The organism is Leucobacter aridicollis (assembly GCF_013409595.1).
GTDB classification, from domain to species: Bacteria; Actinomycetota; Actinomycetes; order Actinomycetales; family Microbacteriaceae; genus Leucobacter; species Leucobacter aridicollis.
This window is the reverse complement of record NZ_JACCBD010000001.1, coordinates 358,628-382,390: the sequence shown is the minus strand read 5'-3', so window position 1 is coordinate 382,390 and position 23,763 is coordinate 358,628. Positions and strand designations below refer to the sequence as shown.

Genomic DNA, 23,763 nt, shown 5'->3' with positions numbered 1-23,763 from the left:
CCTGACAACACAGGTTCCGTCGCGAGCCCCGTCGAGGCTCAGCTAGAACGTGGGCGGGAGCGGTGCGCCCGGCACCGAGAAGTCCGGCTGGCCGTCGGGGCGAGCGGGGATCGGCCGGCCGTCGGCGAACGTCGGCCACGGGAGGAGCACCTCGGCTGGCGCGTGCTGGTCCTGCGGAGTCTGCGTTTCGCCGGACCCCTGCTGGAGCAGCGGCGCCGCCTGCGCGGGAGCCTCGGCGGGAACTGCGGGAGCGCTTGCCGCCGGCTCAGCGGCGCCGGTCGGCGCCGTGAGCGCCGCAGCACCGCGCGCGGCCTTGTCGGCCTCGCGCCTGGCGGTGCGCTCGTCAGAGCTGTTCGCCCAGCGCAGCAGCAGCGTGACGGAGAGGCCGAGAGCGGTGAGGATCAGGACAGCGGTCGCAATCTTCCAGTACATGTCCGGCACGTGGAGGCTGAACGCCTCGATCCCGACCGGGGCCGTAAACAGGATGCCCGACAGCACCGCAAGCACGCTCGTGACGAATGCGAACCGGTTGCCGGCTTCGTCGTCCTCCCGGCCCGTGCGCAGCAGCAGCTCGCAGCAGAGGATCACGAGTCGGGTGACGAGGATCACGAGGAACGACTTCCAGAAGATCTGGAACATCAGGGAGAACGAATCGTACGGCGTCATCCAGATGACAACGAGCAGGAGCCCAAGGATGTACGTGTTCGCGATGAGGGCGACCGGCGCGTACCACTCGTTCGCGCGGTCGCGGCTCGTATCGATCGCCGTCAGTACGACGAAGACCGCAAACAGTGCGAATGTCGAGAAGATGCGCTCGAAACGTCCCTCGAAGTCGCCGATGAAGAGCAGCGAGATTGAGGCGAGTGTGAGGCCGATCAGCAGGATGATGCTGACACGAAGAAACAGTGACAGCTTCTTCTTGCCCGGCTGGTCACCGGTCAACGTCTGGGCGGCGTTGAGATCGACGCCCTGCGGGGCTGACTGTGGCGCTTGCTGTTCGCTCATACCCCTAGTTTGGCACCTGCGGGCGGGGAAGGGGCGGAAAAGCGTCATTCCACCGCCAGTTCACGGTTTTGCGAGGGGCCCCACGCACTGGGGGTGACGGGGGAAATTCTGCGTTCGAAAGCCGCGTAGACTGAGGGGGTGACTGACTTCGCTGCCTCTCCCATTCGCCCCGATACGGTCGCCGATGCGGCTGCCACCCCCGAGAAAGAACAGCCGTACGCGGCCCTCGGGCTCAAGCCAGACGAGTACGACAAGATTCGCGAGATCCTCGGCCGCCGCCCCACCTCGGGCGAGCTGGCGATGTACTCGGTGATGTGGTCCGAGCACTGCTCGTACAAGTCGTCGAAGATTTACCTGCGCCAGTTCGGCAAGAAGGTCAACGACAAGATGCGCGAGCGACTGCTCGTCGGCATGGGCGAGAACGCCGGCGTCATCGACGTTGGCGAGGGGCTCGCTGTCACGTTCAAGGTGGAGAGCCACAATCACCCCTCCTACATTGAGCCGTTCCAGGGGGCCGCAACCGGCGTAGGCGGCATCATCCGCGACATCATCTCGATGGGCGCACGACCCGTCGCGGTCATGGATCAGCTGCGGTTCGGCGCGATCGACGATCCCGATACCGCGCGCGTCGTGCACGGCGTCGTCTCGGGCATCTCGTCGTACGCGAACTGCCTCGGCCTCCCGAACCTCGGCGGCGAGACCGTGTTCGACGGCGTCTACCAGCAGAACCCGCTCGTGAACGCGCTCGGCGTCGGCGTGCTCCGCCACGAGGATCTCCACACCGCGAACGCCTCCGGCCTCGGCAACAAGGTCGTGCTCTTCGGCGCCCGCACCGGCGGCGACGGCATCGGCGGCGCGTCGATCCTCGCCTCCGACTCGTTCGATGAGGGCGGCCCCACGAAGCGCCCCGCCGTGCAGGTCGGCGACCCCTTCGCCGAGAAGGTGCTCATCGAGTGCTGCCTCGAGCTGTTCCAGGGCGAGCTCGTCGAGGGCATCCAGGACCTCGGTGCTGCCGGCATCTCGTGCGCGACGAGCGAGCTCGCGGCGAACGGTGACGGCGGCATGTTCATCGAGCTCGACAGCGTGCTGCTGCGCGACCCGTCGCTCACGGCTGAGGAGATCCTCATGTCGGAGAGCCAGGAGCGCATGATGGCGATCGTCGCGCCCGAGAAGCTCGACGAGTTCCTCGCGGTGACCGCGAAGTGGGACGTCGAGACGAGCGTGCTCGGTGAGGTCACCGACACGAACCGTCTCGTCATCAACTGGCGCGGCGAGGAGATCGTGAACGTCGATCCCTCCACCGTCGCCGTCGACGGCCCCGTCTACGAGCGCCCGGTTGCCTACCCGACGTGGATCGACGCTCTCCAGGCCGACTCGGTCAACGCTGCGGGTCTCGCACGCGACGAGGACGGCGACGCGCTCCGCGCGCAGCTGCTCGCTGTCTCCTCGTCGCCGAACCAGGCAGACGTGTCGTGGGTCACGAACCAGTACGACTACTACGTCGGCGGCAACACCGCGCTGTCCTTCCCCGACGGCGCCGGCATGATCCGCGTGAACGAGGAGACCGGACTCGGCGTCGCGATCTCGACCGACGCGAACGGCCGCTACTGCCAGCTCGACCCGCACGCTGGCGCGCAGCTCGCGCTCGGCGAGGCGTACCGCAACGTCGCCACCTCGGGTGCGGTGCCGACCGCGGTCACCGACTGCCTGAACTTCGGCAGCCCCGAGAACCCCGAGGTCATGTGGCAGTTCTCGCAGGCCGTCGAGGGCCTGTCTGACGCGTGCCTCGAGCTCGAAGTTCCCGTCACCGGCGGCAACGTGTCGTTCTACAACCAGACCGGCGATACCCCGATCCACCCGACTCCCGTTGTTGGCGTGCTCGGCATCATCGACGACGTCGCTCGCCGCATCCCGTCGGGTTGGCAGGATCAGGGCGAGAACCTGTACCTGCTCGGCGTGACCCGCGACGAGCTCGACGGCTCGGCATGGGCTGAGGCCGTGCACTCCCACCTCGGCGGGCTCCCCCCGAAGGCCGACCTCGACGCTGAGCGCACGCTGGCCGAGCTGCTCCACGCGGCGAGCCAGGGCGGGCTGCTCTCGGCCGCGGTCGACCTGTCAGAGGGTGGCCTCGCGCAGGCCATCGTCGACGGCGCGCTCCGCTTCGGCATCGGTGCTCGCGTGTGGATCACGGAGATCATGGAGCGCGACGGCGTCGACGCTGTCGCCGCGCTCTTCTCGGAGACCCAGGGCCGCGTGCTCGTCGCCGTTCCCCACGAGGAGGACGTAAAGTTCCGCGGCCTCTGCGAGGGCCGGAACTACCCCGTGCTCAAGGTTGGCGTCACCGATCTTGCGGGCGCGGACGCTGCGATCGAGGTTCAGGATCGCTTCACGCTCCCCCTCGCCGAGCTTCGCGCATCGGTTGAGGCAACGCTGCCCGCGGCCTTCGGTCCGGTCATCGCGGAGTAATCCAGTGCGTTGAGCCCTGAGGCTCAGAACGGGGAGGGCGTCACCATTCGGTGGCGCCCTCCCCGTTTGCGTGCTCGGGCCCAGGCCGTGCCCGGCATACCTGGTCCCATCCCAGCCGCGCCCGGGCCGCCTCAGTCACAACCAGCGCCCCCGACCGGCCCCACCCCAGCCCGGCATTGCCAATGCGTTCTGCAATTCATATGCCGTTCCACCCGCGCACGGGCAGATCTTCTGCAGATCCCAGGCCGTACGACTGAGCACCGAGCCGGAGCCCGGGCCGAAGCCCGAGCCTGGCCGAAACCCCGAGCCCGGGCCGAAGTCCGAGCCCGAGCCCAGCCCGAACCCCTGCCAAAACCCGAGTGCCAGCCCGAAGCGCTCCTACGCCGCGGCGGCGGCCCGAGCCGCGGCCGGCAGCGCCTCGGCGATCCTCCCGATGACTCTGTCGTCGTGCGCGGCGCTCACGAACCAGGCTTCGAAGGCGCTTGGCGGCAGGTTCACCCCGGCCTCGAGCATCGAGTGGAAGAACGCCCGGTGCTTTGCGGTGTCTTGCCCGAGCACGTCGTCGTAGGTGGCGGGCGCGACCGGGTAGTCGCCGAAGAGCACGCTGAGCAGCGTCCCCGCCCGCTGTACCCGGTGGGCGACACCTGCGGCGGTCAGCGCGTCGTCGAGTTCGACCGCGAGCGCGTCTGCGGCCGCCGACAGCCGCTCGTAGACCGCGTCGTCCGCGTGTCGCAGCGTCGTCAGCCCGGCCGCGACAGCGAGCGGATTGCCCGAGAGCGTTCCGCCCTGGTACACGGGCCCGAGCGGGGCGAGCTGTTCCATGAGGTCGCGTCTGCCGCCGAGCGCGGCGAGTGGCAGCCCGCCACCCACGACCTTGCCGAAGGTGAACAGGTCGGGCTGCAGGCCATCGGGCATGGTCGCACGTTCGATCCCCCAGTACCCGGCGGCGCTCGCTCGGAAGCCTGTCAGCACCTCGTCGGTGATGACGAGCGCGCCGTGCGCGTGGGCGAGGCGGATGAGCCCCTCGGTGAAGCCAGGGTCGGGCGGCAGGATCCCCATATTCGCTGCGGCGGACTCCGTGATGACGGCGGCGATCTCGCTGGGGTGCGTAGCGAACGCGTGCTCGAGGGCCGCGAGGTTGTTGTAGGGCAACACGAGGGTCTGCGCCGCGGTCTCGGCGGTGACCCCCGCGGACCCCGGTAGGCCGAACGTCGCGAGCCCCGAGCCCGCGGCCGCGAGCAGCCCGTCCGAGTGCCCGTGGTAGTGCCCCGCAAACTTGATGATGAGCGGCCGCCCGGTCGCTCCGCGGGCGACGCGGATCGCCGTCATCGTCGCCTCGGTGCCCGTGGACACGAGGCGCACGAGGTCGACCTCGGGCATGCGCGCGATGATCTCCTCTGCCAGCTCGTACTCGCCGGGCACGGACGCGCCGAACCCGAGGCCGCGCGCGGCCGCCTGCTGCACGGCCTCGACGACCGCAGGGTGCGCGTGGCCGAGGAGGGCAGGGCCCCACGCCCCGACGAGGTCGACGTACTCGCGACCGTCGGCGTCGGTGACCGTCGCGCCGCTTCCGCTGACGAAGAACCTGGGTGTGCCGCCGACCGAGCCGAACGCGCGCACGGGCGAGTTCACGCCGCCGGGAATCACGCCGGCGGCCCGCGCGGCGAACTCAGCGTTCGCGCTGGCTGGACCGGTCGCGCCGGGTTCCGAGCGAAGCGGCCGGGTCGCGGCCTCCGCCGCGCTCATCGCAGCCACCCCGCGAGCTCGGTGGCGAAGTAGCTCAGGATCGCATCAGCCCCTGCCCGCTTGATCCCGAGCACGGACTCCTCGATCGCCCGCCGCCTGTCGATCCAGCCGTTCTGGGCCGCAGCCTCGATCATGGCGGCCTCACCCGACACCTGGTAGGCCCAGGCGGGCACGGGGCTGACGGCCGCGACGTCGGCGAGCACGTCGAGGTAGCTCATCGCGGGCTTCACCATGACGATGTCGGCGCCTTCGAGCACGTCGAGTTCGGCCTCGCGGAGCCCCTCGCGGCGGTTCGCCGGGTTCATCTGGTAGCCCTTGCGGTCGCCGGTGAGCTGCGAGTCCACCGCCTCGCGGAACGGCCCGTAGAACGCCGAGGCGTACTTCGCCGAGTAGGCGAGCAGCGCCGTGTCGGGGTGACCGGCGTCGTCGAGCGCCTCGCGCACGGCGGCGACCTGGCCGTCCATCATGCCCGACAGCCCAAGGAGTTCCGACCCGGCCTCGGCCTGCGCGACGGCCATCGCGCGGTACCGGTCGAGGGTCGCATCGTTGTCGACGGCGGCGCCGTCGGCAGTGAGCACCCCGCAGTGCCCGTGGTCGGTGAACTCGTCGAGGCACAGATCGGTCTGCACGACGAGCGCGTCGCCGGCCTCAGCGCGGACGGCGGCGGTCGCGACATTGAGGATGCCAGCGGGGTCGTCCGCAGCACTGCCCCGGGCGTCGCGCACCGCCGGGATCCCGAACAGCATGACGCCCCCGACCCCGGCCGCGGCCGCCTCCGCGACCGCGGCACGGAGGGAGTCGAGAGTGTGCTGCACGACGCCCGGCATGGAGCCGATCGGGAACGGCGCGTCGATCCCCTCGCGCACGAACATCGGGAGGATCAGGTCGCGGGGGTGCACGCGGGTCTCGGTGGCGAGGCCGCGCATCGCTGGCGTCGCGCGGAGCCGCCTGGGGCGAACAGTGGGGGTCATGCGTCGGTTCCTTCTCGGTTGGTGGTTTCAGTGAAAGCTGTCGGGCCGGAGCTCAGGCGCGCGCAGTGCTCGGCGAGCGCCCGCACCGTGCCCGCCGCGGTGTGCTCGGCGGCGACGACGGCAGCGGGGATGCCGAGCCGCGCGAGTTCGCGGGCGGTGGGTTCACCGATCGCGGCGACGAGCGCTCCGGGTGGGAGCGGCGCGAAGCGGCCGGCTAGCGCCCGCGCGCCGGACGAGCTGAAGACGAGCACGGCACCGAGCCGCGGCCGGAGCTCGGCGTCGGCGCGGACGGCGGCAACGGGGACGGTGCGGTAGGCCGTGACGCGCTCGGGCTCGAAGCCCGCCTCGCGCAGCCCGTTCTCGACGGTCTGATCGGCGAGGTCTGAGAGCGGGAGGAGCACGCGGTCGGCGGGATCAGGATCCCCCACTGCCGCGCCCGCCCCGCCCGCACGCTCGGCGGCGAGCCGCTCGGCCAGCCGCGCGCCCGTGAACTCGGCGGGGATGAGGTCGACGTCGAACCCGGCGGCCTCGAGACGCTCCGCCGTCGCGGGGCCGACGGCCGCGATCCGGGCTCGACCGGAGAGCGCCCCACCCGAGATGAGCGCGTCGGCGCCGTGCACGCTCGTGACGGCGACCCAGCCGTAGTGTCCGGCGTTGACGCGCGCGATCGCGGCGCGAAGCGCCGCGCCATCGTGCGGCGGCAGCTGTTCGATGAGCGGGACGAGGACCGCCTCGCCGCTGAGGGTGCGCACGTGCTCGGCGATCCGCTCGCCCCGTTCGCCGCCGCGCGGCACGAGCACGATCCGCCCGCCGAGCGTCGGCGGGTCAGCCAGGTTCGCGAGGGTCATCTCGTGCCACCCAGTGGTGCGAGCTGCTCCGCCCCGCGGGCGAGCAGCTCCTCCGCGGCGCGGCGCCCGAGTTCCGTCGGCGCGGCGGCATCCGGCATGGCGGCGTCCCACGCTGCGCTTGCGGCCGCCGTGAGCTGCTCGCTGCCGTCGAGCCGGTAGACCGTTGCCGAGAGCGTCAGGGTGCCGCCCTCGACCGCTGCGGTCGCCCCGATCGGTGCGGCGCACCCGGCTTCGAGCGTGCCGAGCAGCGCGCGCTCGGCGATCGCCTCGGCCCGCGCCCGCGGGTCGTTCAGCGCGGCGAGCGCCCGGCGCATCACCGGCAGTGCTACATCAGTCGAGCGCACCTCGATCGCGAGGGCGCCCTGGCCCGGCGCTGGCGGCGCGGCGTGAAGGGGGAAGCGTTCGGAGATCGCGTCGCTTCGGCCGATCCTGTCGAGGCCAGCCGCGGCGAGCACGACCGCGTCGAGGTCGTCGGTGATCCGGGCGAGCCGGGTGTCGACGTTGCCGCGGATGTCCGACACCTGCAGGTCCGGCCGACGGGCGAGCAGCTGCGCGGCGCGCCTCGGCGATCCGGTGCCAACCCTCGCGCCGATGGGCAGCGTCGCAAGCGTCATGCCGTCGCGCGCGCAGAGCGCGTCCCGCGGGTCGGCCCGCACGGGGACGGCGCCGAGGGTAATCCCGTCGCACGGGCCCGTTGGCAGGTCCTTCAACGAGTGCACCGCAAGGTCGCACTCCCCGGCGACGAGGGCCTCACGCAGCGCGCTCACGAAGACGCCGGTGCCGCCGAGCTGCGCGAGCGGGGCCCGCGACACGTCGCCGTGGGTGGTGATGATCACGAGCACGACGTCGACTCCCGTCGCGCGCGCGATCGCCTCGGCGACCGTCGTCGTCTGCGAGACCGCGAGCGCGCTGCCGCGGGTGCCGATGCGCAGGAGCCCCGGCGCGGCCGCGACCGCACCGGCGGCGCGGGTGACCGAGCCCGGAGTAGCGGCGCCTGCCGGTGCGGGTGATGCGGGTGCGTGAAATGCGGTCATGCTGGCGATACCGAGCTTTCGTTCGTTGCGGTGAGGTGTTCGAGAATGCGGGCCGCGGCCGCGCGGGCGCCGGGAACGACGGAGGCGAGCCCCGTGCCGCTCACCCAGTCGCCGGCGACTTCCACGCCCGGGGGCGGGGCGAGCCGCGGCGCTCGCCCGGGTGGCGCGCCGACCTGCCACGGCTGGCGCGTCCACCCGAGCACCGCGGCGGGGTCGATGGGCACCCCGAGAATCAGAGAGGCGTCGCGGCACGCGAGATCCAGCGCCTCCGCGTCGGGGAGCGCGGCGGTCTCAGGGGCTGCGCCGGCGCGACCGTAGGAGAGCCGGATCACGTGCGTGCCCGCGGGCACGGTCGCGGCCCGGTCCGGCCATTTCGCCGTTGCGTGGGTGAGCGCCTTCGCAGCAATGCCCGCGCCCTCGGCGACGAGCGCTCCGGTGCCGCGCGGTGCGGCGTCGAGTCGCGGGTCTGCGACCGCGAGCGCGACGACCTCGATGTCGTGCTCGGCCGGCGGGGGCGTGCGCTCGGCGAGGAGCGCGGCCGCCACCGTCTCGGGCACGGCGAGGAGCACCGCGTCGCAGCGGAGGATCGTCTTGCCCGACCCGTCCCGCAACGTCCACTGGGCCCCGGAGGGCCGGCCCGGCTCCGCGCCATGCTCAGAAACGCCGCGCGTAAGTTCGACGACCCGGGAGCCCGTGCGGATCTCGCTGCCCCGGTCCGCTGCGTCGGCGGCGAGCGCGTCGACGAGCGTCGTCATCCCGCCAGCGAGTGCGGCGACGGCGCCGCCAGCCGCGACGCTTGAGTCGCGGAGCTGCCTCGCCGCCCGCACGAGCGAGCCGGTCCGCGCGTACGCGTCGGCCAGTCCGGGCACCGCCGAGAGTTCGAGCAGATCCGGATCCGTGGAGTACACGCCGAGCGCGATCGGCCGCACGAGCCTGTCGAGGGCACGCTCCCCGAGCCGGCGGCGGACGAGCGCGCCGAGCGTCTCAGTCGCTGCGCCTGCCTCCGCCTCTGCCCCCGCGGACGCCCGTGCGCCAGGCCTGTCGCGCCGCAGCAGGGGCTCGACAGCGACGCGGAGGGCTCCGCGCAGCCCGAGGTGCGCCCGGACTGATGCGGCAAGGGGCCTCGCTGGGATCCCGACGGCGCCGCCCGGAGGCAGCGGGAGGGCGCCGTCTGCCGTCACCACCCAGGAACCGAGCTGCGCCGGCTGCACGATCCGGCCCGAGAGCCCGAGATCGGCGATGAGCGCGGCGACCGCTCCCCCGCGGGTCGCGAATGCCTCCGCGCCGACGTCGAACGTCGCGCCGCCGAGCTCGGCCCCGCGCACCCGACCGCCGAGCCGCTCGCCACGCTCAACGAGCGTGACGGCCGCACCGGCGCGGGCGAGCTCGCGGGCCGCAACAAGCCCGGAGATGCCCCCGCCGACGACGGCGATGTGTGGCCGCGCGTGGGCGCTAGCGTGCATGCGCGAGCTGCACGATGCGGGTGAGCACGTCGGGGTCCGTCTCGGGCGGCACACCGTGGCCGAGGTTCAGGATGTGCGCCGGGGCCCGCTCCCCGCGGGCGAGCACGTCGGCGACGTGCGCGTCGAGGACTGCCGCCGGGGCGCCAAGGAACGCGGGGTCGATATTGCCCTGAAGCGGCATCCTGTCGCCCAGGCGCGCACTCGCCTCGTCGAGCGGCGTGCGCCAGTCGACGCCGACCGCATCTGGGTCAAGGGCGGTGAGCTCTTCGAGGAGGTGCCCGGAGCCCACCGCGAAGTGAATGACGGGGACACGGGCCTGGGCTCCTGCCTCCCACGGATGCGGGTACGCGAGCTGCCGCGCAAGCCCGAGCGCCTGCCGCGACGCCGGGGCGACGTGCTCGCGGTACGCGGCGGCGCTCAGGGACCCCGCCCACGAGTCGAACAACTGCACCGCGCTCGCCCCGGCCTCGATCTGCGCCTCGAGGAACACGGCGCTGAGCTCCGCGGTCCACGAGAGCAGCGCACGCCAGGTCTCCGGGTCAGACTGCATGAGCGTCCGAGCGCGCAGGTGCTCGCGCGACGGCCGCCCCTCGACGAGGTATGCCGCGAGCGTGAAGGGCGCACCGGCGAAGCCGATGAGCGGCGTCTCGCCGAGCTCGGCGACGGTGAGCGCGACGGCCTCTCGGATCGGACCGAGCGCCGCCCGCAGCCGCTCCGGAGTGTACTCGGCCCGGCACAGCGCAACCTCAGCCGCGGTGCGGACGGGCTCCGCGAAGACCGGGCCGACGCCGGCGACGAGGTCGACGTCCACGCCCGCGAGGAGCAGCGGCACCACGATGTCGCTGAAGAACACCGCCGCGTCGACGCCGTGCCGCCGCACCGGCTGCAGCGTGATCTCGCTCGCGAGTTCAGGGTTGAGACAGGCGTCGAGCATACGATGCTCGGAGCGCAGCGCCCGGTACTCGGGCAGCGAGCGGCCCGCCTGCCGCATGAACCACACGGGCACGCGGTCGGGCCGCTCGCCCCGGAGGGCGCGAACGAGCGGGGAGTTGCTGGTACGCCCGGTGACGAGCGGATGGGTTTCGCTGAGAAGTTTCATCGCCGAGATAGTAACCCATAGATCTGATGTGATAAATCTGATGTGCTCAGGTTCGCGTGATTTGCTTGCTTTTCGTCAGCCAGATCACCCTCACGATCACAGAAACGCGCATGCTTCTTTCCCTTTCTTTCAGCCTCGAACGCGCGCCGTTCGAGCTCCTTGAGGCCCTCTCGAAGCGCTCCGAGGACATCGCGGCGGGGCTCGACGACCCCACGCTCACCGTCGGCTCGGTCGTCCTCGCGACATGCAACCGCTTCGAGATCTACGCCGAGACGGGCCAGGGCAGGCCGGAGCCGGTGCTCGCGCGCGTCGCTGCGTCAACGGGGATCGACGTCGCCGAGCTCGCGGCCGCCTCGAGCAGCGCCACCGATCACGACACCGCGGCGCACCTCTTCGCCGTCGCCGCCGGCCTGCAGTCGGCCGTGGTCGGCGAGAGCGAGATCGCGGGCCAGGTCAGGCGCGCCCACGACGACGCACGGGCCCGCGGCACGCTCACCCACGACCTCGAGCATCTCTTCCGCACCGCGACCCGCACCTCGCGCGAGGTGGGGCACCGCACCGACATCCGCTCGGCCGGCCGGTCGCTCGTGCGGCTCGCGCTGCGCATGGCGGAGGCCCGGGTGGCAGATTGGGGTTCCGCACACGTGCTGCTCATCGGCACGGGCGCCTACGCCGGCGCCACGGTGGCGGCGCTTCGGGCGCGCGGGGCGGGTGCGATCCGGGTGTACTCCCCCTCGGGCAGGGCCGAGACCTACGCCGCAGAGCACGACCTCATCGTCGTACCGCAGGGCGAACTCGCGGAGGCGCTCAGCGCCGCCGACGTCGTTGTCGCCTGCACCCGCGCGGAGGAGCCCGTGCTCACGGCCGAGCTGCTGCGCCCGGGGGCGGCCGAAACGAACGAGCGACTGCTCATCGACCTGGGGATGCCCAGGAACATCGAACACGCCGTCGCAGAGCTCCCCGGAATCGAACTGCTCGACCTCGAGACGGTGTCAAAGCACGCGCCCGTCGAAGAGCTCAGCACCGCGGCCGAAGCGCACGAGATCGTGCGACAGGCCGCCGACGAGTTCTCCGCGTCCCGGGCGGAACGGGACGCGCTGCCGGCGCTGCTCGCGCTCCGCACGCACGTGATGGGCATTCTCGAAGACGAGCTCTGCCGGGCCAGGGCGGCCTCGCAGTCGGCGGCCTCGGCGGGGGCGGGCGCGGGCCTCGAATCGCCCACTGGCGCTGGCGCTGACACCGGCTCTGGCACAGGCACCGGCGCTGGCACCGGCGTGGCTTCCGACCGTACTGGCGTGGCTTCCGACCGTACTGGCGCCGATGCCACCTTCGTCACGGCCGACTACGAGGCCGCGCTGCGCCGGTTCACGGGCAAGCTACTGCACACGCCGATGACGCGGATCCGCACACTCGGGCGCGAGGGCCGCGTGCCCGCCGCTGCCGAGGCGCTCGAGACGCTCTTCGGTATCGAGACCCAGTCCGGCGGCCCCACCCACGCCGACTGAGTCCGATCCCACCTCGCCGGCTGGCCGAATCACGGGCTCACCCTCAAACCTCCCCCCGCCAAACAGGGCTTTTCCTGCCGAACAGGTAGTTCCCCACTGCGAGAACAGTGCTCTTTTGCAGGGAAGCGCCTCGCTCGCGCTCGAAACCAGCAGGTGCCGGCGGTACGCGGACGTCAGGCTGCGGCGAGGCGCTCCGCGACCCGGGCACGCACGACGGCGTGGATCTCCTCGGGAGTTCCCGAGGCGTCGACGACGAGGAATCGCTCCGGCGACGCCGCAGCGAGCCCGTGGTAGGCGGCCCGGACGGCCTCGTGGAACTCCTGCCGCTCGGCCTCAAGCCTGTCGTCGTCTCGCGACGAGCGCCTGCCGGCCGCGATCTCTGGCGCGAGGTCGAACAGCACCGTGACGTCGGGCCACAACCCCCCGACCGCCCACTCGCTGATGCGGCGGACCTCATCGACGTCGAGGACTCGGCCTGCGCCCTGGTAGGCGAGGGAGGAGTCGATGTACCGATCCTGCACGACGACCGCGCCGCGCTCAATCGCGGGCCGAACCACCTTTGCAACGTGCTGCGCGCGGTCCGCCGCGTACAGCAGCGCCTCGGCGCGTGGGTCAACGGCACCGATCTCGTCGCCTCCGTGCAGCAGCAACCTGCGCACCTCGACGCCGAGCGGTGTGCCGCCCGGCTCCCGCGTGCGCACGACCTCGCGGCCCTCGCTGGTCAGCCAGGCCTCGAGCATCGCCGCCTGCGTCGTTTTGCCGACGCTGTCCCCGCCCTCGAGGGTGATGAACATGCGGGGCCTACTCTGCGGCCTCGGCCGCGGCAGCAGCCTCCGCCGCCTTCTTCGCGGCGTTCGCCTTGCGCGTCTCGGCGGCCTTCTTCGCGGCGGCCGAACGCGCCGGATCGACGTCCTTCTTCGCTGCCGTCGACTTCTTGGCTGCCGGCTTCTTCGCTGCCGGCTTCTTGGCGGGAGCCTTCTTCTTCGCTGGCGCCTTCTTCTTGGCGGGGCCCTTCGCGCGCTTAATAGCGAGCAGGTCGATCGCGCGCTCGAACGTGATCTCCTCGACCGAGTCGCCCCGCGGGATCGTCGCATTCGTCTCGCCGTCGGTGACGTACGGGCCGAAGCGGCCGTCCTTCACCTTCACCGGCTTGCCGCTGACGGGGTCGGCGTCGAACTCCTTCAGCGCCGAGCTCGCCTTGCGGGCACCGTACTTCGGCTGCGCGAGCACCTCGAGCGCGCCAGGGAGGTCGATCGAGAAGATCGAGTCCTCGCTCGGCAGCGTGCGAGTCTCCGTACCCTTCTTCAGGTACGGGCCGTAGCGGCCGTTCTGCGCCGTGATCGGGTCGCCGGACTCGGGATCATTGCCAACGACACGGGGCAGGTCGAGGAGGGCCACGGCCGTATCAAGGTCGACCGTCGCGGGGTCCATCGACTTGAAGAGCGACGCGGTGCGGGGCTTCTCGCCCTTCGGGAGTTCCTCGTCCTCGTTCGGCAGCTCCTGCACGTACGGGCCGAAGCGGCCGTTCTTCGCGATGACGCGCTTGCCGGTGACCGGGTGCAGGCCGACGACGCGATCCTCAGCGGGCTCGGCGTCGGCGAGCTCGTGCGCGCGCTCGGGCGTAAGCTCGTCAGGCGCCATCCCGTCAGGAATGTTCACGCTGCGCGGCTTGAGCTCGCCGTTCTCGTCGACCTCGCTCTTCTCGTCGAAGACCTCAAGATAGGGGCCATACTTGCCGTTGCGAAGCGAGATCTGGTCGTCGATCCGGATCGTGTTGATCGCGCGCGCATCGATCTCGCCGAGGTTATCAACGACGCCGCGGAGACCCGGGTGGTTGTCGGTGCCGAAGTAGAACTCCTTCAGCCACTCGGAGCGGTCGGTCTGGCCGGCCGCGATCTCGTCGAGGTCGCTCTCCATTTCTGCGGTGAAGTCGTAGTCGACGAGCGCCGCGAAGTGTTCCTCGAGCAGACGCACGACCGAGAACGCGATCCAGCTCGGCACGAGCGCCTGGCCCTGCTTCGAGACGTAGCCGCGGTCCATGATGGTCGAGATTGTCGACGAGTACGTCGACGGCCGTCCAATGCCGAGCTCTTCGAAGCGCTTGGTGAGGCTCGCCTCCGTGTAGCGCGGCGGCGGGCTCGTCTCGTGCTGCTTCGCGAGGGCCTCGCTGACGCCGAGGGCCTGGCCCTCCGTCAGCTGCGGGAGCGAGACGTTGTTCTTCTCGGCGTCGCCGCGCTTCTCATCCTTGCCTTCTTCGTAGGCGAGGAGGAAGCCGGGGAACGTGATGACGGTGCCGCTCGCGGTGAACTCGGCGTCGGTGCTCGCGGAGCCCTCAGCGACAGCGACGCCAAGCGTGACCGTCGCCGTTGAGCCCTTCGCGTCGGCCATCTGGCTCGCGACCGTGCGCTTCCAGATGAGGTCGTACAGCGCGAACTCGCCCTGGGTGAGCTTGCCCTTGAGTTCGCTCGGGCGGACAAACGTATCGCCGGCGGGCCGGATCGCCTCGTGCGCTTCCTGCGCACCCTTCGCCTTGCCGGTGTAAACGCGCGGCTTGTCGGGCACAGTCTCGGCGCCGTAGAGCGAGGCGGCCTGGCTGCGTGCCGCCTCGAGCGCCTGCTTCGAGAGCGTCGGCGAGTCGGTACGCATATAGGTGATGTAGCCGTTCTCGTAGAGCGACTGTGCGAACGACATCGTCTGCCGCGAGCTGAAGCGGAGCTTTCGCGAGGCCTCCTGCTGCAGCGTCGAGGTGGTGAACGGGGCCGCCGGGCGGCGCGTGTGCGGCTTCGTCTCGAGCGCACGGACGAGCGCCACGGGGCCCTCGCCGAGGGCGGCGGCGATCGCCTCTGCCCTGGTGCCGTCAAGCGCGATCACGCCGGCGCCGGTTGCCTTCGCGGTGAGCATTCCGGTGTCGTCGAAGTCGCCACCGGACGCGACGCGGTTGCCGTCGAGCCTGACGAGCTTTGCCTCGAACGGCACGCGATCCGGCGCGTCCTCGGCGGGGCTGAAGCGCGCGGCGATGCTCCAGTATTCTGCGGCGCGGAAGGCGAGGCGCTCCCGCTCGCGATCAACGACGAGTCGGGTCGCCGCGGACTGCACGCGGCCCGCCGAGAGCTTGGGCGCAACCTTGCGCCAGAGCACCGGTGAGATGTCGTAGCCGTACAGGCGGTCAAGGATGCGCCGGGTCTCCTGCGCATCGACGAGCGCGGTGTCGAGCTCGCGGGTGTTTCGTTGTGCTTCGGCGATCGCGTCCTTGGTGATCTCGTGGAACACCATGCGGTGCACCGGCACCTTCGGCTTCAGCACCTCGAGCAGGTGCCACGCGATGGCCTCACCCTCGCGGTCCTCATCAGTTGCGAGGAAGAGCTCGTCGGCGCCCTTGAGCGCGCGCTTCAGCTCGGCGACGGTCTTCTTCTTATTGTCATTGACGACATAGTAGGGAGCGAAGCCGTTCTCAACGTCGACGCCGAACTTGCCGAACGGCCCCTTCTTGAGCTCCGCCGGGAGCTCCGACGGTTCGGCGAGATCGCGGACGTGTCCGACGGACGACCGCACCTCGTAGTCATCACCGAGGTAACCACCAATCGTGCGCGCCTTGGTCGGCGACTCCACGATGACTAGCTTTTTCCCCACGGCACTCCAATTCTCGCCTTTTTATCCCGTACACGCGATTCGTCGCGCAGGGCTCCCTGCACCGCAACGATACACACAGTCGCGTGAGAATCTGTCATTCCACCGAGTTCCGACCTGGTTGCAGCTCGTTGGCCCGTTCACGGGTTATCCTAATTTTCAATTCGTTCCCCTTACATAGAGGCACCACACGTGAGCGCTAGTTTCTTCGCCCTGCTTGACGACATTGCCGTGCTCGCACGTGCCGCGGCCGCATCCATCGACGACGTCGTGGCCGGAGCCGCCAAGGCCTCCGCGAAGGCGGCCGGCGTCGTCATCGACGACGCCGCCGTGTCACCCCAGTATGTGCAGGGGCTCACACCGAAGCGTGAGCTTCCCGTGGTGTGGAAGATCACGCGCGGTTCGCTCTTGAACAAGGCGATCATCATCGCGGGCATCATGGTGTTGAGCGCGTGGGCCCCGTGGATCTTCCCATGGCTGCTCATCCTCGGCGGCACCTACCTTGCCTATGAGGGCGCGGAGAAGGTGTGGCATTGGATCCGCCCAAGCCACGCGGCGAAGGCTGACGTCGAACAGGTCGTCGAGCGCACCGCGACCGATGAGAAGCAGATGGTGTCGAGCGCTGTGCGCACGGATCTGGTGCTGAGCATCGAGATCATGCTCATCTCGCTTGCGAATATTGAGGCTTCGTCCTGGGGCATCAGGCTCGCAACGCTCATCGTTGTCGGGCTCCTCATGACCGTCGCCGTCTACGGAACGGTCGCGCTGCTCATCAGGATGGACGACGTCGGGTTCTGGCTCATCAAGCGGCCCGCGCAGGCGCTGCAGGCGATCGGCCGCGGCCTCGTGAAGGCGATGCCGTGGGTGTTCCGCGCGCTCACCGTCGTGGGCGCCCTCGCGATGCTTTGGGTCGGCGGCCATATCTTGCTTGTCAACCTCGCAGAGGTCGGTGTCAGCGCTCCCTACGACATCGTCAGCGGGATCGTCCATGCAGCACCGCTCCCAGGTGTCGTCGCCTGGTTCGTCGATTCCGGCCTGTCCGCGATTTTTGGCCTCGCGTGGGGCCTCGTCGTGATGCTCGTGCTCGGACTCATCGCAAGGCTCCGCTTCAAGAAGCCCGTCTCGCACTGAGTCAGAGCTTCGCGCTAGCACCTCCCACTCCAGAGAGAGGCAGGCTCTGAGCTTTCGCCCATGAGTACCAACGATTGTTCACAGTCACCACGGTGTCCGCCGACGGTAAACTGACAGCGTGCCTACACGGAAGCCCGTCACGCCTAAGCGTGTGCGACCGCCCGACCGGAAGCAGCGCATTGAGCAAGCTGCTGCGGTGGCATTTTCGCGCCATGGCTACCACCCCGTGAGCATGCAGGACATCGCTGATTCGGTCGGGATTTCGGCTCCCGCCCTCTACCGCCACTTCCCAAATAAGTATGCGCTCTTCGCACAAACCGCAGTCGCTGTCGTCAACCGTCTACTTGACGCGACAGAAGAAGTTGCGGGAATACCGGTCTCATCGCCGGAAGAGGCCAAGACTGTTGCGGCACGGCTCATCGACGACGTGTGCTCCGTAGACATTGAGACCCGGGCCACTGCAGGGATCTATCGCTGGGCCGGTCTCTACCTCGAGAAGTCGGACCGGATCAAGTTCAGCTCAGGGTTCGGGCTCCTCGGTCAACGGCTCTACGACATCCATAAGGTGTATCGCCCGGACGTCGACGACACGGAGCGGATGTATCTCGTCGCCGGCGCGCTGACCGCGCTGGCAAGTATCACCCGGCACGACACCATCGTTGCACGACCGCGGTTGCGCGAACTGCTCCAGGCATCCGCGTGGAGCCTCCTCGATCTGAGCCTTGACGCGTTGCGCGAGCAGCCCGCGGCGGGCGTTCCGGCGGCAGACGCAGCAGACAACGCCTCCCCGACGGTGCCACCCGCCGCATCTCGGCGAGAGCAGCTCATCGATGCCAGCGTGAGGCTCTTCGCCGCTCACGGCTACAACGCAGTGACCGTCGAGCAGATAGCCGGGGAGGTAGCTCTCACCCCTTCTGGTATCTATCGGCACTTTGACGGCAAACCGGCCCTCCTCATGGCAGCCTTCGACCGCGCCTCTGAATGGCTCATCGAAACTGCGCGAGGTGCGGAGGCGACTGGAACTACTCCGGTAGAGCGACTTCGCGCGCTAACGAAGTCGTATGTCGAGCTCTCTTTCCGAGACGCGAACCTCATGCGGATGTACTTCGCAGAGCAGGCCAACCTTCTCGACGGCGACCGTCGCCGCCTTCGCAAGATGCAGCAAGAGCACTTGTCCATTTGGGTGAAGTGCCTTCGCGAGGTCTACCCGGACTTGAACGACCGCGAGGCCGCCGTCAAGCTTTACACAGTATTCGTTCTGATCGGTGATCAGCTCGCGATGGTCCCGGCATTCGACGATGCGGCCGCCGCGCGGCTGATTGCATTCGCCAACGCGATTCTGCTGCCAGTCAGCGCCGCCGGGCCTGCCGACGAGGTCACTGCGGCGGTCCCGCTCGCGCCTGCCTCGTAGCCCAGAGCACCCCGGCACGGGCGCGCACCGTCACGCGGGCCTCGGCCGTGGCGGGCCCGAGCGAGCACTCGACGATCGCGGCCCCGTTCGCCTCAGCTACGACCGCAGCGAACTCGCACGCGTCAGCCGACTCGGCGGCGACGGCGCCAAACTGCGCGTCGGCTGCGGCGAGCGCCGCGGCATCGGCCGCGTTCGCCGCGCTCGCGCCGGCCACCAGCGCCTGGGCTGCAACGAGGATCGGCAACGCAAGTACGACGGCCCCGCCCGCCATGGCAGCAACGATTGGCACGCTCACGGCGCGGCCTCACCGGCACCGGTGTGCGCGATCGCCGCGCACCCACGCCCCGCGACCCGCAGCGGTGCGAGGAGGCCGGAGCCCGGAGACCCGGTCGCGACGACGCACAGGACTCCGCCGCTCTCAGTCCGCGAGATCACCGGCGTTCCCTGATGCTCGGACAGCCTGGCCGAGGCGAGCCGGGTGTCGCCGCGTGCTTCCAGGCGCGAGACGTCGCCTGCGAGCGCGGTGAGCGCGATGCGCTGCGCGGACAGCTGCACAGTACCGATAACGAGGCCGAGCACAAGCAGCAGTGCCGGCACCGCCACGGCGAACTCCGCCGTCACTGATCCGCTCGTGTCGCCGACGAGGCTGTGTCGGGTCATGGCCGAGGTGCGAGTCAACCGGCGCTGCCGAGGGCGTTTTGCACGAGCGCCAGCAGCATCGCACGAACCTCTGCGGAGCGCATGATGACGATGAGCAGCCCCGCAAATGCCACGGCAGCCATGATGACGAGTGCATACTCGGCCGTCACGGCTCCACGATCGTCTTCGGTAAACCGGACGCGCAACGACGCTCCCCGCCGACGGCCGCGACGACGGCGCCCGCGCGTCCCGTCGCCACTCGACGCGGCTTCCGCGTGATCGACGCGGGCGGGAGCATCCGGTCCCGGACCGCTCGGCTCCATTGCGCCATCGGGCGCCTCGGGCGCGACGGGAAAGCCGAGTTCCCGCAGCACGTCTCGCTCTGCGCGGCTCTCGACGGTCGCCTCGCCAGCCGTCTGGCCCTGGTCGAGTTGGGGCGTAGTCATGGTGACCTCCTTCAGGTTGCCGGGCCGCGCACCCTGTTGTTGCTGCGGTCCTCGGGTTCTGACTTCCATCGTCCGACCACGGTGCCGGCGGCGGGCGCGGATTGAGTAAGTTGTGGACTACGTCGCACGCTGCACCACGAGACCGAAGCTGTGGACGAACGCGGGCGGATCACCCCGGGAACAGGTCACCCATCAGCGCCACTACGATGGGGACGACTCCGACCGCGATGAATGCCGGCAGCACGCAACAGGCGAGCGGCAACAGGATGCGCACCCCGAGCCGTTCGGCTTCGCGCTCGAGCGCGGCCTGCGTCTGCGCACGCTCCTCGCAAGCAGCGTCGAGCAGCAGGGCCGACGCTTGCACCCCGGCCGCGGTTGCGGTGCGGAGCGCACGGGCGAGCGGCTCGCCGTTCCGCAGGGCGTCGAGCGGGATCCACTCAGCGCGCGCTTCAGACACGGCGTCAGCCACCCGTCTGAGGGCGAGCGCCGGAGGTGCCCCGCCTGCGAGCGCGATCCAGGCAAGTTCGCATTCCAGCCCAGCGACGCGATCCTGCCGCTCCACCCTCGCCATCAGCCTCGCGGACCAACGCATCCCCAGCGCCTGCAGGGTCACGCCGACGACGAGTAGCACCGCTCCGAGCGGTGTGAAGAAGACCGGGATCGGATCGAAACCGAGGAGGAGGCTCACCAGCACTGAGGCAAGCGGAAGCCAGGCCACGAGGGTCGCGGTCATCTTCGGACCAGCGAGAAGCACCGAGCGTTTCCTGGCACCCTCGGCGATTCCGTGCAGGGCCGCCGCGATACGGTCGAGCGCGGGCGCGAAGGGGGCACCGCTCGTCTCGGCGATCCTCCATGCCGCCCCGAGCACGCGCCACTCGGGCCCGTCAACCTCTCCGAACGCCTGCCCCACCGATACGCCTTCGGCGACGCGGGCGGCGATCGCGCGCGTCTCCACGCCCTCAAGGTCGGTCACGAGCACGCGCACGGCCTGTGCTGGCGACATCCCGCCGCGCAGCAGCGCGGCACACCTGGCGGCGACGGCGGCCGGCACCGACGTTTCTCCCTCGCCCACGTCACCTCGCGAGCGGTCGAGGAGACCGCGCACGGCGATCCTGATCCTGCCGCCCGCTTTCGCTGGTCCGGTCCGCGGTCGCGGTGACCTACCGGTAGTCCGCTGCCTCACGTGCCCGCACCTCCAGCATTCCGGCCTCGCCCACCCGCAGGCGTCCGAGCTGAGCGATCTGGTAGTGGCCACCGAGGCGGGTCACGTGCACGACGAGGTCAAGCACCGTTGCCTGCCGAGCCAGTGCCTCGCGACCGAGGCCCGCCAGCATGCCAAGTGCCTCAAGCCTGGCGGGAACGTCTTGAATGCGGTTCGCGTGCAGCGTTCCCGCGCCGCCCTCGTGCCCCGTGTTCAGCGCGGCGAGCAGTGTCGCGATTTCGGCGCCTCGGCACTCTCCAAGCACGATTCTGTCTGGCCGCATCCGAAGGGCCTCGCGAAGCAGCCGCTCGAGGCTGACCTCGCCGACTCCCTCGATGTTCGCTTGTCGCGCCTCCAGCGCGATGTGGTGGCGGTGATCTGGACGCAGCTCGGCGACGTCTTCTATCGTGACGATGCGCTCCGCGGCAGGCACCAGAGAGAACAGCGCGCTCAGCAGCGTGGTTTTGCCGCTACCAGTGCCGCCGGTGATGAGCACGTTCCGCTTCCCAGCGACACTGTCCGCAAGCAGCCGCGCGACGGCGGGAGAACACGCCCCACCGGCGACCACGTCGGCGAAGCTCAGTGGCCGCAGCGCGGGGAGCCGGATCGAGATCACGGTGCCGGCCACCGCCACTGGGTCAAGGACTGCGTGCACCCGAATGCCGTCGCCGAGGCGCACGTCCGCGACAGGATTGAGCTCGTCGAGATGCCGCCCGCCCGCCGCGATGAGGCGAACCGCGAGCTCACGAACCTCGCGCGCTGGGGCCGCCCAGCCGCCCACTGCTTCGACCCCGCCGCCGCGGTCGACCCACAGCTCACCAGAGCCGCCGCGTGCGTGCAGCATGATGTCGCGAACGTGCGGGTCGTCGACGAGGGAGACGAGTCCACCAAGCGCGCGACGGGCATCGGTGCCGAGCGCTGCCGAGCGGCCTGGCTCGTGTGGTGACGCTCCCGGGTTCATACCCACGATGTAAACGAGGAGCGGCGTGCATTTCAAGGCATCGGCACGCGAATGTGGACAACGCCGACCGGTCCCCTCTTTCGGGGGGCCTGTGGGCGATGGGCCTGGGTCTACCATTGACCGAGACAACGACGTTTCCTGATTGAAAGGGTAGCCATGAGCGACGATCACGGCACAATTGAAAGTCTTTCTGCCCTCGCGCACGACGCCGGCGAGAGCTACCCGCCTTCACCGGAATTCCGTGCGCAGGCGAACCAGAACTCCTCAGAGATCTACCTCCGCGCGGCGGCCGACCCAGAGGCCTACTGGGCCGAGCAGGCGCAGAACCGGCTCACCTGGAAGAAGCCATTCACTGAGGTGCTCGACTGGACGAACCCGCCGTTCGCGAAGTGGTTCGCCGACGGCGAGCTCAACGTCGCGGAGAACTGCCTCGACAGGCACGTCGCCAACGGCCACGGCGACCGCGTCGCGATCCACTTCGAAGGCGAGCCAGGCGACACCCGCACGCTCACCTACGCAGAACTCACGCACGAGGTGAAGCGCGCAGCCAACATGCTCGCAAGCCTCGGCGTCACCGCGGGCGACAGGGTCGCCATCTACATGCCAATGATCCCCGAGACCGTCATCGCCATGCTCGCTGTGGTTCGCCTCGGTGCGGCGCACTCCGTCGTCTTCGGCGGTTTCAGCGCTGAGAGCCTGCGCGCACGCATCGACGACGTCGAAGCGGAACTCGTCATCACCGCCGACGGCGGCTACCGCAAGGGGCGCGTGTCGCCGCTCAAGCCCGTCGTCGATCAGGCCCTCGAACTTGACGACGCGGACGGCAAGCCCGGGACCGTCAAGCACGTGCTCGTCGTGAACCGCGGCGGCAACGAGGTCAACATGGTCGACGGCCGCGACCTCTGGTGGCACGAGGAGATCACCGCGTACGACGGGGAGCACACCGCGCAGGGCTTCCCCGCCGAGAACCCGCTGTTCATCCTGTACACGTCCGGCACCACGGGCAAGCCGAAGGGCATCCTCCACACCACTGGCGGGTACCTCACGCAGGTCACCACCACGTTCAGCGACGTCTTCGACATCAAGCCGGAAAGCGACGTGTTCTGGTGCACCGCTGACGTCGGCTGGGTGACCGGCCACTCCTACATTGTGTACGGCCCGCTCTCCAACGGCGCGACGCAGGTGATGTACGAAGGCACCCCGGACACCCCCGACTGGGGCCGCTGGTGGCAGCTCATCGAGAAGTACAAGGTCTCGATCTTCTACACCGCCCCCACCGCGATCCGCTCCTGCATGAAGGTCGGACGCCAGGTTCCCGAGCAGTACGACCTCTCCAGCCTTCGCCTGCTCGGCAGCGTCGGCGAGCCGATCAACCCCGAGGCGTGGCGCTGGTACCGCGACGTCATCGGCGCGGGCAAGACACCGATCGTCGATACGTGGTGGCAGACCGAGACGGGCGCCATGATGGTTGCTCCGCTCCCAGGGCTCACCTCGCTCAAGCCGGGCAGCTCGCAGATTGCCCAGCCGGGAATCTCGATCGCCGTTGTCGACGATGACGGCAACCCCGTCGAGAACGGCCAGGGCGGCCTGCTCGTCGTCGAGCGGCCGTGGCCGTCGATGGTGCGCAACGTCTGGGGCGATCCGCAGCGGTTCATCGACACCTACTGGGACAAGTTTGGCGACAAGTACTTCGCCGGCGACGGCGCTCGACTCGACGAGGATGGCGACATCTGGTTCCTTGGTCGCGTGGACGACGTGATGAACGTCTCAGGTCACCGACTGTCGACCACGGAAATCGAGTCCGCCCTTGTTGGCCACCACGCGGTCGCGGAGGCGGCCGTCGTCGGAGCGGACGACGAGACCACGGGTCAGGCGGTTGTCGCGTTCGTGATCCTGAAGTCGCAGCAGCATCTCATTACAGAGGCGGAGGCCGAGCAGGAGCTCCGGTCGCACGTCGCATCGCACATCGGCGCGATCGCCCGCCCGCGCAACGTCTACGTCGTGAACGAGCTGCCGAAGACTCGCTCCGGCAAGATCATGCGCCGCCTGCTCAAGGACGCGGCGGAGGGACGCAAGATCGGCGACACCACCACGCTCGCCGACACGATGGTGATGCAGCTCATCTCCGACCGAGTCGTCGCGGAGCGCGAAGCGAAGTAGCGCAGCAATAACGAAGGGGCTGCGGATCCGAGTTCGGATCCGCAGCCCCT

19 protein-coding genes are annotated in these 23,763 nt (G+C 69.8%); 5 read left to right on the top strand and 14 right to left on the bottom strand.

Annotated features, from left to right (window positions below; genetic code table 11):
- Window positions 1-42 precede the first annotated feature (42 nt).
- Entirely contained in the window at window positions 43-1,005 is a 963-nt protein-coding gene (locus BJ960_RS01675) for a hypothetical protein (protein WP_185985999.1), read from the bottom strand.
- A 138-nt stretch (window positions 1,006-1,143) separates the two neighbouring features.
- Here BJ960_RS01675 and purL point away from each other — a divergent pair, with 138 nt between their 5' ends.
- Window positions 1,144-3,471, top strand: a complete 2,328-nt coding sequence (gene purL, locus BJ960_RS01670; RefSeq protein WP_185985998.1) for a phosphoribosylformylglycinamidine synthase subunit PurL — start codon at window positions 1,144-1,146, stop codon at window positions 3,469-3,471.
- Between the two features lie 378 nt (window positions 3,472-3,849).
- Here purL and hemL read toward each other — a convergent pair whose 3' ends face one another.
- Genes hemL through hemE form a run of 6 tightly spaced genes read right to left on the bottom strand, consistent with a single transcriptional unit; the run spans window position 3,850 to window position 10,632 of the window.
- Complete coding sequence (hemL, locus tag BJ960_RS01665; RefSeq protein WP_185985997.1) at window positions 3,850-5,217, bottom strand: glutamate-1-semialdehyde 2,1-aminomutase; 1,368 nt, start codon at window positions 5,215-5,217, stop codon at window positions 3,850-3,852.
- The gene (gene hemB, locus BJ960_RS01660; protein ID WP_185985996.1) at window positions 5,214-6,188 is read right to left on the bottom strand and encodes a porphobilinogen synthase; all 975 of its coding nucleotides are present in this window, start codon (window positions 6,186-6,188) and stop codon (window positions 5,214-5,216) included. The genes hemL and hemB overlap by 4 nt, the downstream gene beginning before the upstream one ends.
- Window positions 6,185-7,036, bottom strand: a complete 852-nt coding sequence (locus tag BJ960_RS01655) for a uroporphyrinogen-III synthase (protein WP_185985995.1) — start codon at window positions 7,034-7,036, stop codon at window positions 6,185-6,187. The genes hemB and BJ960_RS01655 overlap by 4 nt, the downstream gene beginning before the upstream one ends.
- Window positions 7,033-8,070 (bottom strand): hydroxymethylbilane synthase, encoded by a 1,038-nt coding sequence (hemC, locus tag BJ960_RS01650; protein WP_185985994.1) that lies wholly within the window; start codon window positions 8,068-8,070, stop codon window positions 7,033-7,035. Before hemC ends, BJ960_RS01655 begins: the two co-directional genes overlap by 4 nt.
- On the bottom strand, window positions 8,067-9,533 hold the full coding sequence (locus tag BJ960_RS01645; RefSeq protein WP_185985993.1) for a protoporphyrinogen/coproporphyrinogen oxidase: 1,467 nt from the start codon (window positions 9,531-9,533) through the stop codon (window positions 8,067-8,069). The genes hemC and BJ960_RS01645 overlap by 4 nt, the downstream gene beginning before the upstream one ends.
- Window positions 9,523-10,632, bottom strand: a complete 1,110-nt coding sequence (hemE, locus tag BJ960_RS01640; RefSeq protein WP_185985992.1) for a uroporphyrinogen decarboxylase — start codon at window positions 10,630-10,632, stop codon at window positions 9,523-9,525. Before hemE ends, BJ960_RS01645 begins: the two co-directional genes overlap by 11 nt.
- A 110-nt stretch (window positions 10,633-10,742) precedes the next feature.
- Here hemE and BJ960_RS01635 point away from each other — a divergent pair, with 110 nt between their 5' ends.
- Complete coding sequence (locus BJ960_RS01635; protein ID WP_185985991.1) at window positions 10,743-12,137, top strand: glutamyl-tRNA reductase; 1,395 nt, start codon at window positions 10,743-10,745, stop codon at window positions 12,135-12,137.
- A gap of 173 nt (window positions 12,138-12,310) precedes the next feature.
- Here BJ960_RS01635 and tmk read toward each other — a convergent pair whose 3' ends face one another.
- Both tmk and topA read right to left on the bottom strand, forming a co-directional pair.
- Window positions 12,311-12,931 (bottom strand): dTMP kinase, encoded by a 621-nt coding sequence (gene tmk / locus BJ960_RS01630; RefSeq protein WP_185985990.1) that lies wholly within the window; start codon window positions 12,929-12,931, stop codon window positions 12,311-12,313.
- A gap of 7 nt (window positions 12,932-12,938) precedes the next feature.
- Window positions 12,939-15,767 (bottom strand): type I DNA topoisomerase, encoded by a 2,829-nt coding sequence (gene topA / locus BJ960_RS01625; RefSeq protein WP_185985989.1) that lies wholly within the window; start codon window positions 15,765-15,767, stop codon window positions 12,939-12,941.
- A 189-nt stretch (window positions 15,768-15,956) separates the two neighbouring features.
- Between topA and BJ960_RS01620 the strand changes: the two genes are divergently transcribed.
- Window positions 15,957-16,895, top strand: a complete 939-nt coding sequence (locus BJ960_RS01620; protein ID WP_185985988.1) for a DUF808 domain-containing protein — start codon at window positions 15,957-15,959, stop codon at window positions 16,893-16,895.
- A gap of 196 nt (window positions 16,896-17,091) precedes the next feature.
- Entirely contained in the window at window positions 17,092-18,306 is a 1,215-nt protein-coding gene (locus BJ960_RS01615) for a TetR family transcriptional regulator (protein WP_185985987.1), read from the top strand.
- On the opposite strand, the gene BJ960_RS01610 is transcribed toward BJ960_RS01615, so the two are convergent.
- From BJ960_RS01610 to BJ960_RS01590, 5 genes are all read right to left on the bottom strand, one after another.
- A complete protein-coding gene (locus tag BJ960_RS01610; protein WP_185985986.1) occupies window positions 18,272-18,601 on the bottom strand; it encodes a helicase in 330 nt (109 codons plus the stop codon). The two genes, BJ960_RS01615 and BJ960_RS01610, sit on opposite strands and share 35 nt — an antisense overlap.
- Window positions 18,598-18,966, bottom strand: a complete 369-nt coding sequence (locus BJ960_RS01605; RefSeq protein ID WP_185985985.1) for a pilus assembly protein — start codon at window positions 18,964-18,966, stop codon at window positions 18,598-18,600. The genes BJ960_RS01610 and BJ960_RS01605 overlap by 4 nt, the downstream gene beginning before the upstream one ends.
- Before the next feature lie 14 nt (window positions 18,967-18,980).
- A complete protein-coding gene (locus BJ960_RS17115) occupies window positions 18,981-19,391 on the bottom strand; it encodes a DUF4244 domain-containing protein (protein ID WP_307814705.1) in 411 nt (136 codons plus the stop codon).
- Window positions 19,392-19,560: 169 nt separating this feature from the next.
- Window positions 19,561-20,574: a type II secretion system F family protein gene (locus BJ960_RS01595; protein ID WP_342354335.1), complete on the bottom strand. Its 1,014-nt coding sequence runs from the start codon at window positions 20,572-20,574 to the stop codon at window positions 19,561-19,563.
- Window positions 20,552-21,553 (bottom strand): TadA family conjugal transfer-associated ATPase, encoded by a 1,002-nt coding sequence (locus BJ960_RS01590; protein ID WP_185985984.1) that lies wholly within the window; start codon window positions 21,551-21,553, stop codon window positions 20,552-20,554. Before BJ960_RS01590 ends, BJ960_RS01595 begins: the two co-directional genes overlap by 23 nt.
- A gap of 156 nt (window positions 21,554-21,709) precedes the next feature.
- On the opposite strand from BJ960_RS01590, the gene acs reads away from it, so the two are divergent.
- Complete coding sequence (gene acs / locus BJ960_RS01585; protein WP_185985983.1) at window positions 21,710-23,713, top strand: acetate--CoA ligase; 2,004 nt, start codon at window positions 21,710-21,712, stop codon at window positions 23,711-23,713.
- Window positions 23,714-23,763: the final 50 nt, after the last annotated feature.

Coding starts and splice junctions, on each gene's coding strand:
- hemE (WP_185985992.1), bottom strand. CDS start 10,632: ATGAAACTTCTCAGCGAAACCCATCCGCTCGTCACCGGGCGTACCAGC.
- hemL (WP_185985997.1), bottom strand. CDS start 5,217: ATGAGCGCGGCGGAGGCCGCGACCCGGCCGCTTCGCTCGGAACCCGGC.
- hemC (WP_185985994.1), bottom strand. CDS start 8,070: ATGACCGCATTTCACGCACCCGCATCACCCGCACCGGCAGGCGCCGCT.
- BJ960_RS17115 (WP_307814705.1), bottom strand. CDS start 19,391: ATGACTACGCCCCAACTCGACCAGGGCCAGACGGCTGGCGAGGCGACC.
- hemB (WP_185985996.1), bottom strand. CDS start 6,188: ATGACCCCCACTGTTCGCCCCAGGCGGCTCCGCGCGACGCCAGCGATG.
- tmk (WP_185985990.1), bottom strand. CDS start 12,931: ATGTTCATCACCCTCGAGGGCGGGGACAGCGTCGGCAAAACGACGCAG.
- BJ960_RS01590 (WP_185985984.1), bottom strand. CDS start 21,553: ATGAACCCGGGAGCGTCACCACACGAGCCAGGCCGCTCGGCAGCGCTC.
- BJ960_RS01605 (WP_185985985.1), bottom strand. CDS start 18,966: ATGACCCGACACAGCCTCGTCGGCGACACGAGCGGATCAGTGACGGCG.
- acs (WP_185985983.1), top strand. CDS start 21,710: ATGAGCGACGATCACGGCACAATTGAAAGTCTTTCTGCCCTCGCGCAC.
- BJ960_RS01635 (WP_185985991.1), top strand. CDS start 10,743: ATGCTTCTTTCCCTTTCTTTCAGCCTCGAACGCGCGCCGTTCGAGCTC.
- BJ960_RS01645 (WP_185985993.1), bottom strand. CDS start 9,533: ATGCACGCTAGCGCCCACGCGCGGCCACACATCGCCGTCGTCGGCGGG.
- BJ960_RS01675 (WP_185985999.1), bottom strand. CDS start 1,005: ATGAGCGAACAGCAAGCGCCACAGTCAGCCCCGCAGGGCGTCGATCTC.
- BJ960_RS01655 (WP_185985995.1), bottom strand. CDS start 7,036: ATGACCCTCGCGAACCTGGCTGACCCGCCGACGCTCGGCGGGCGGATC.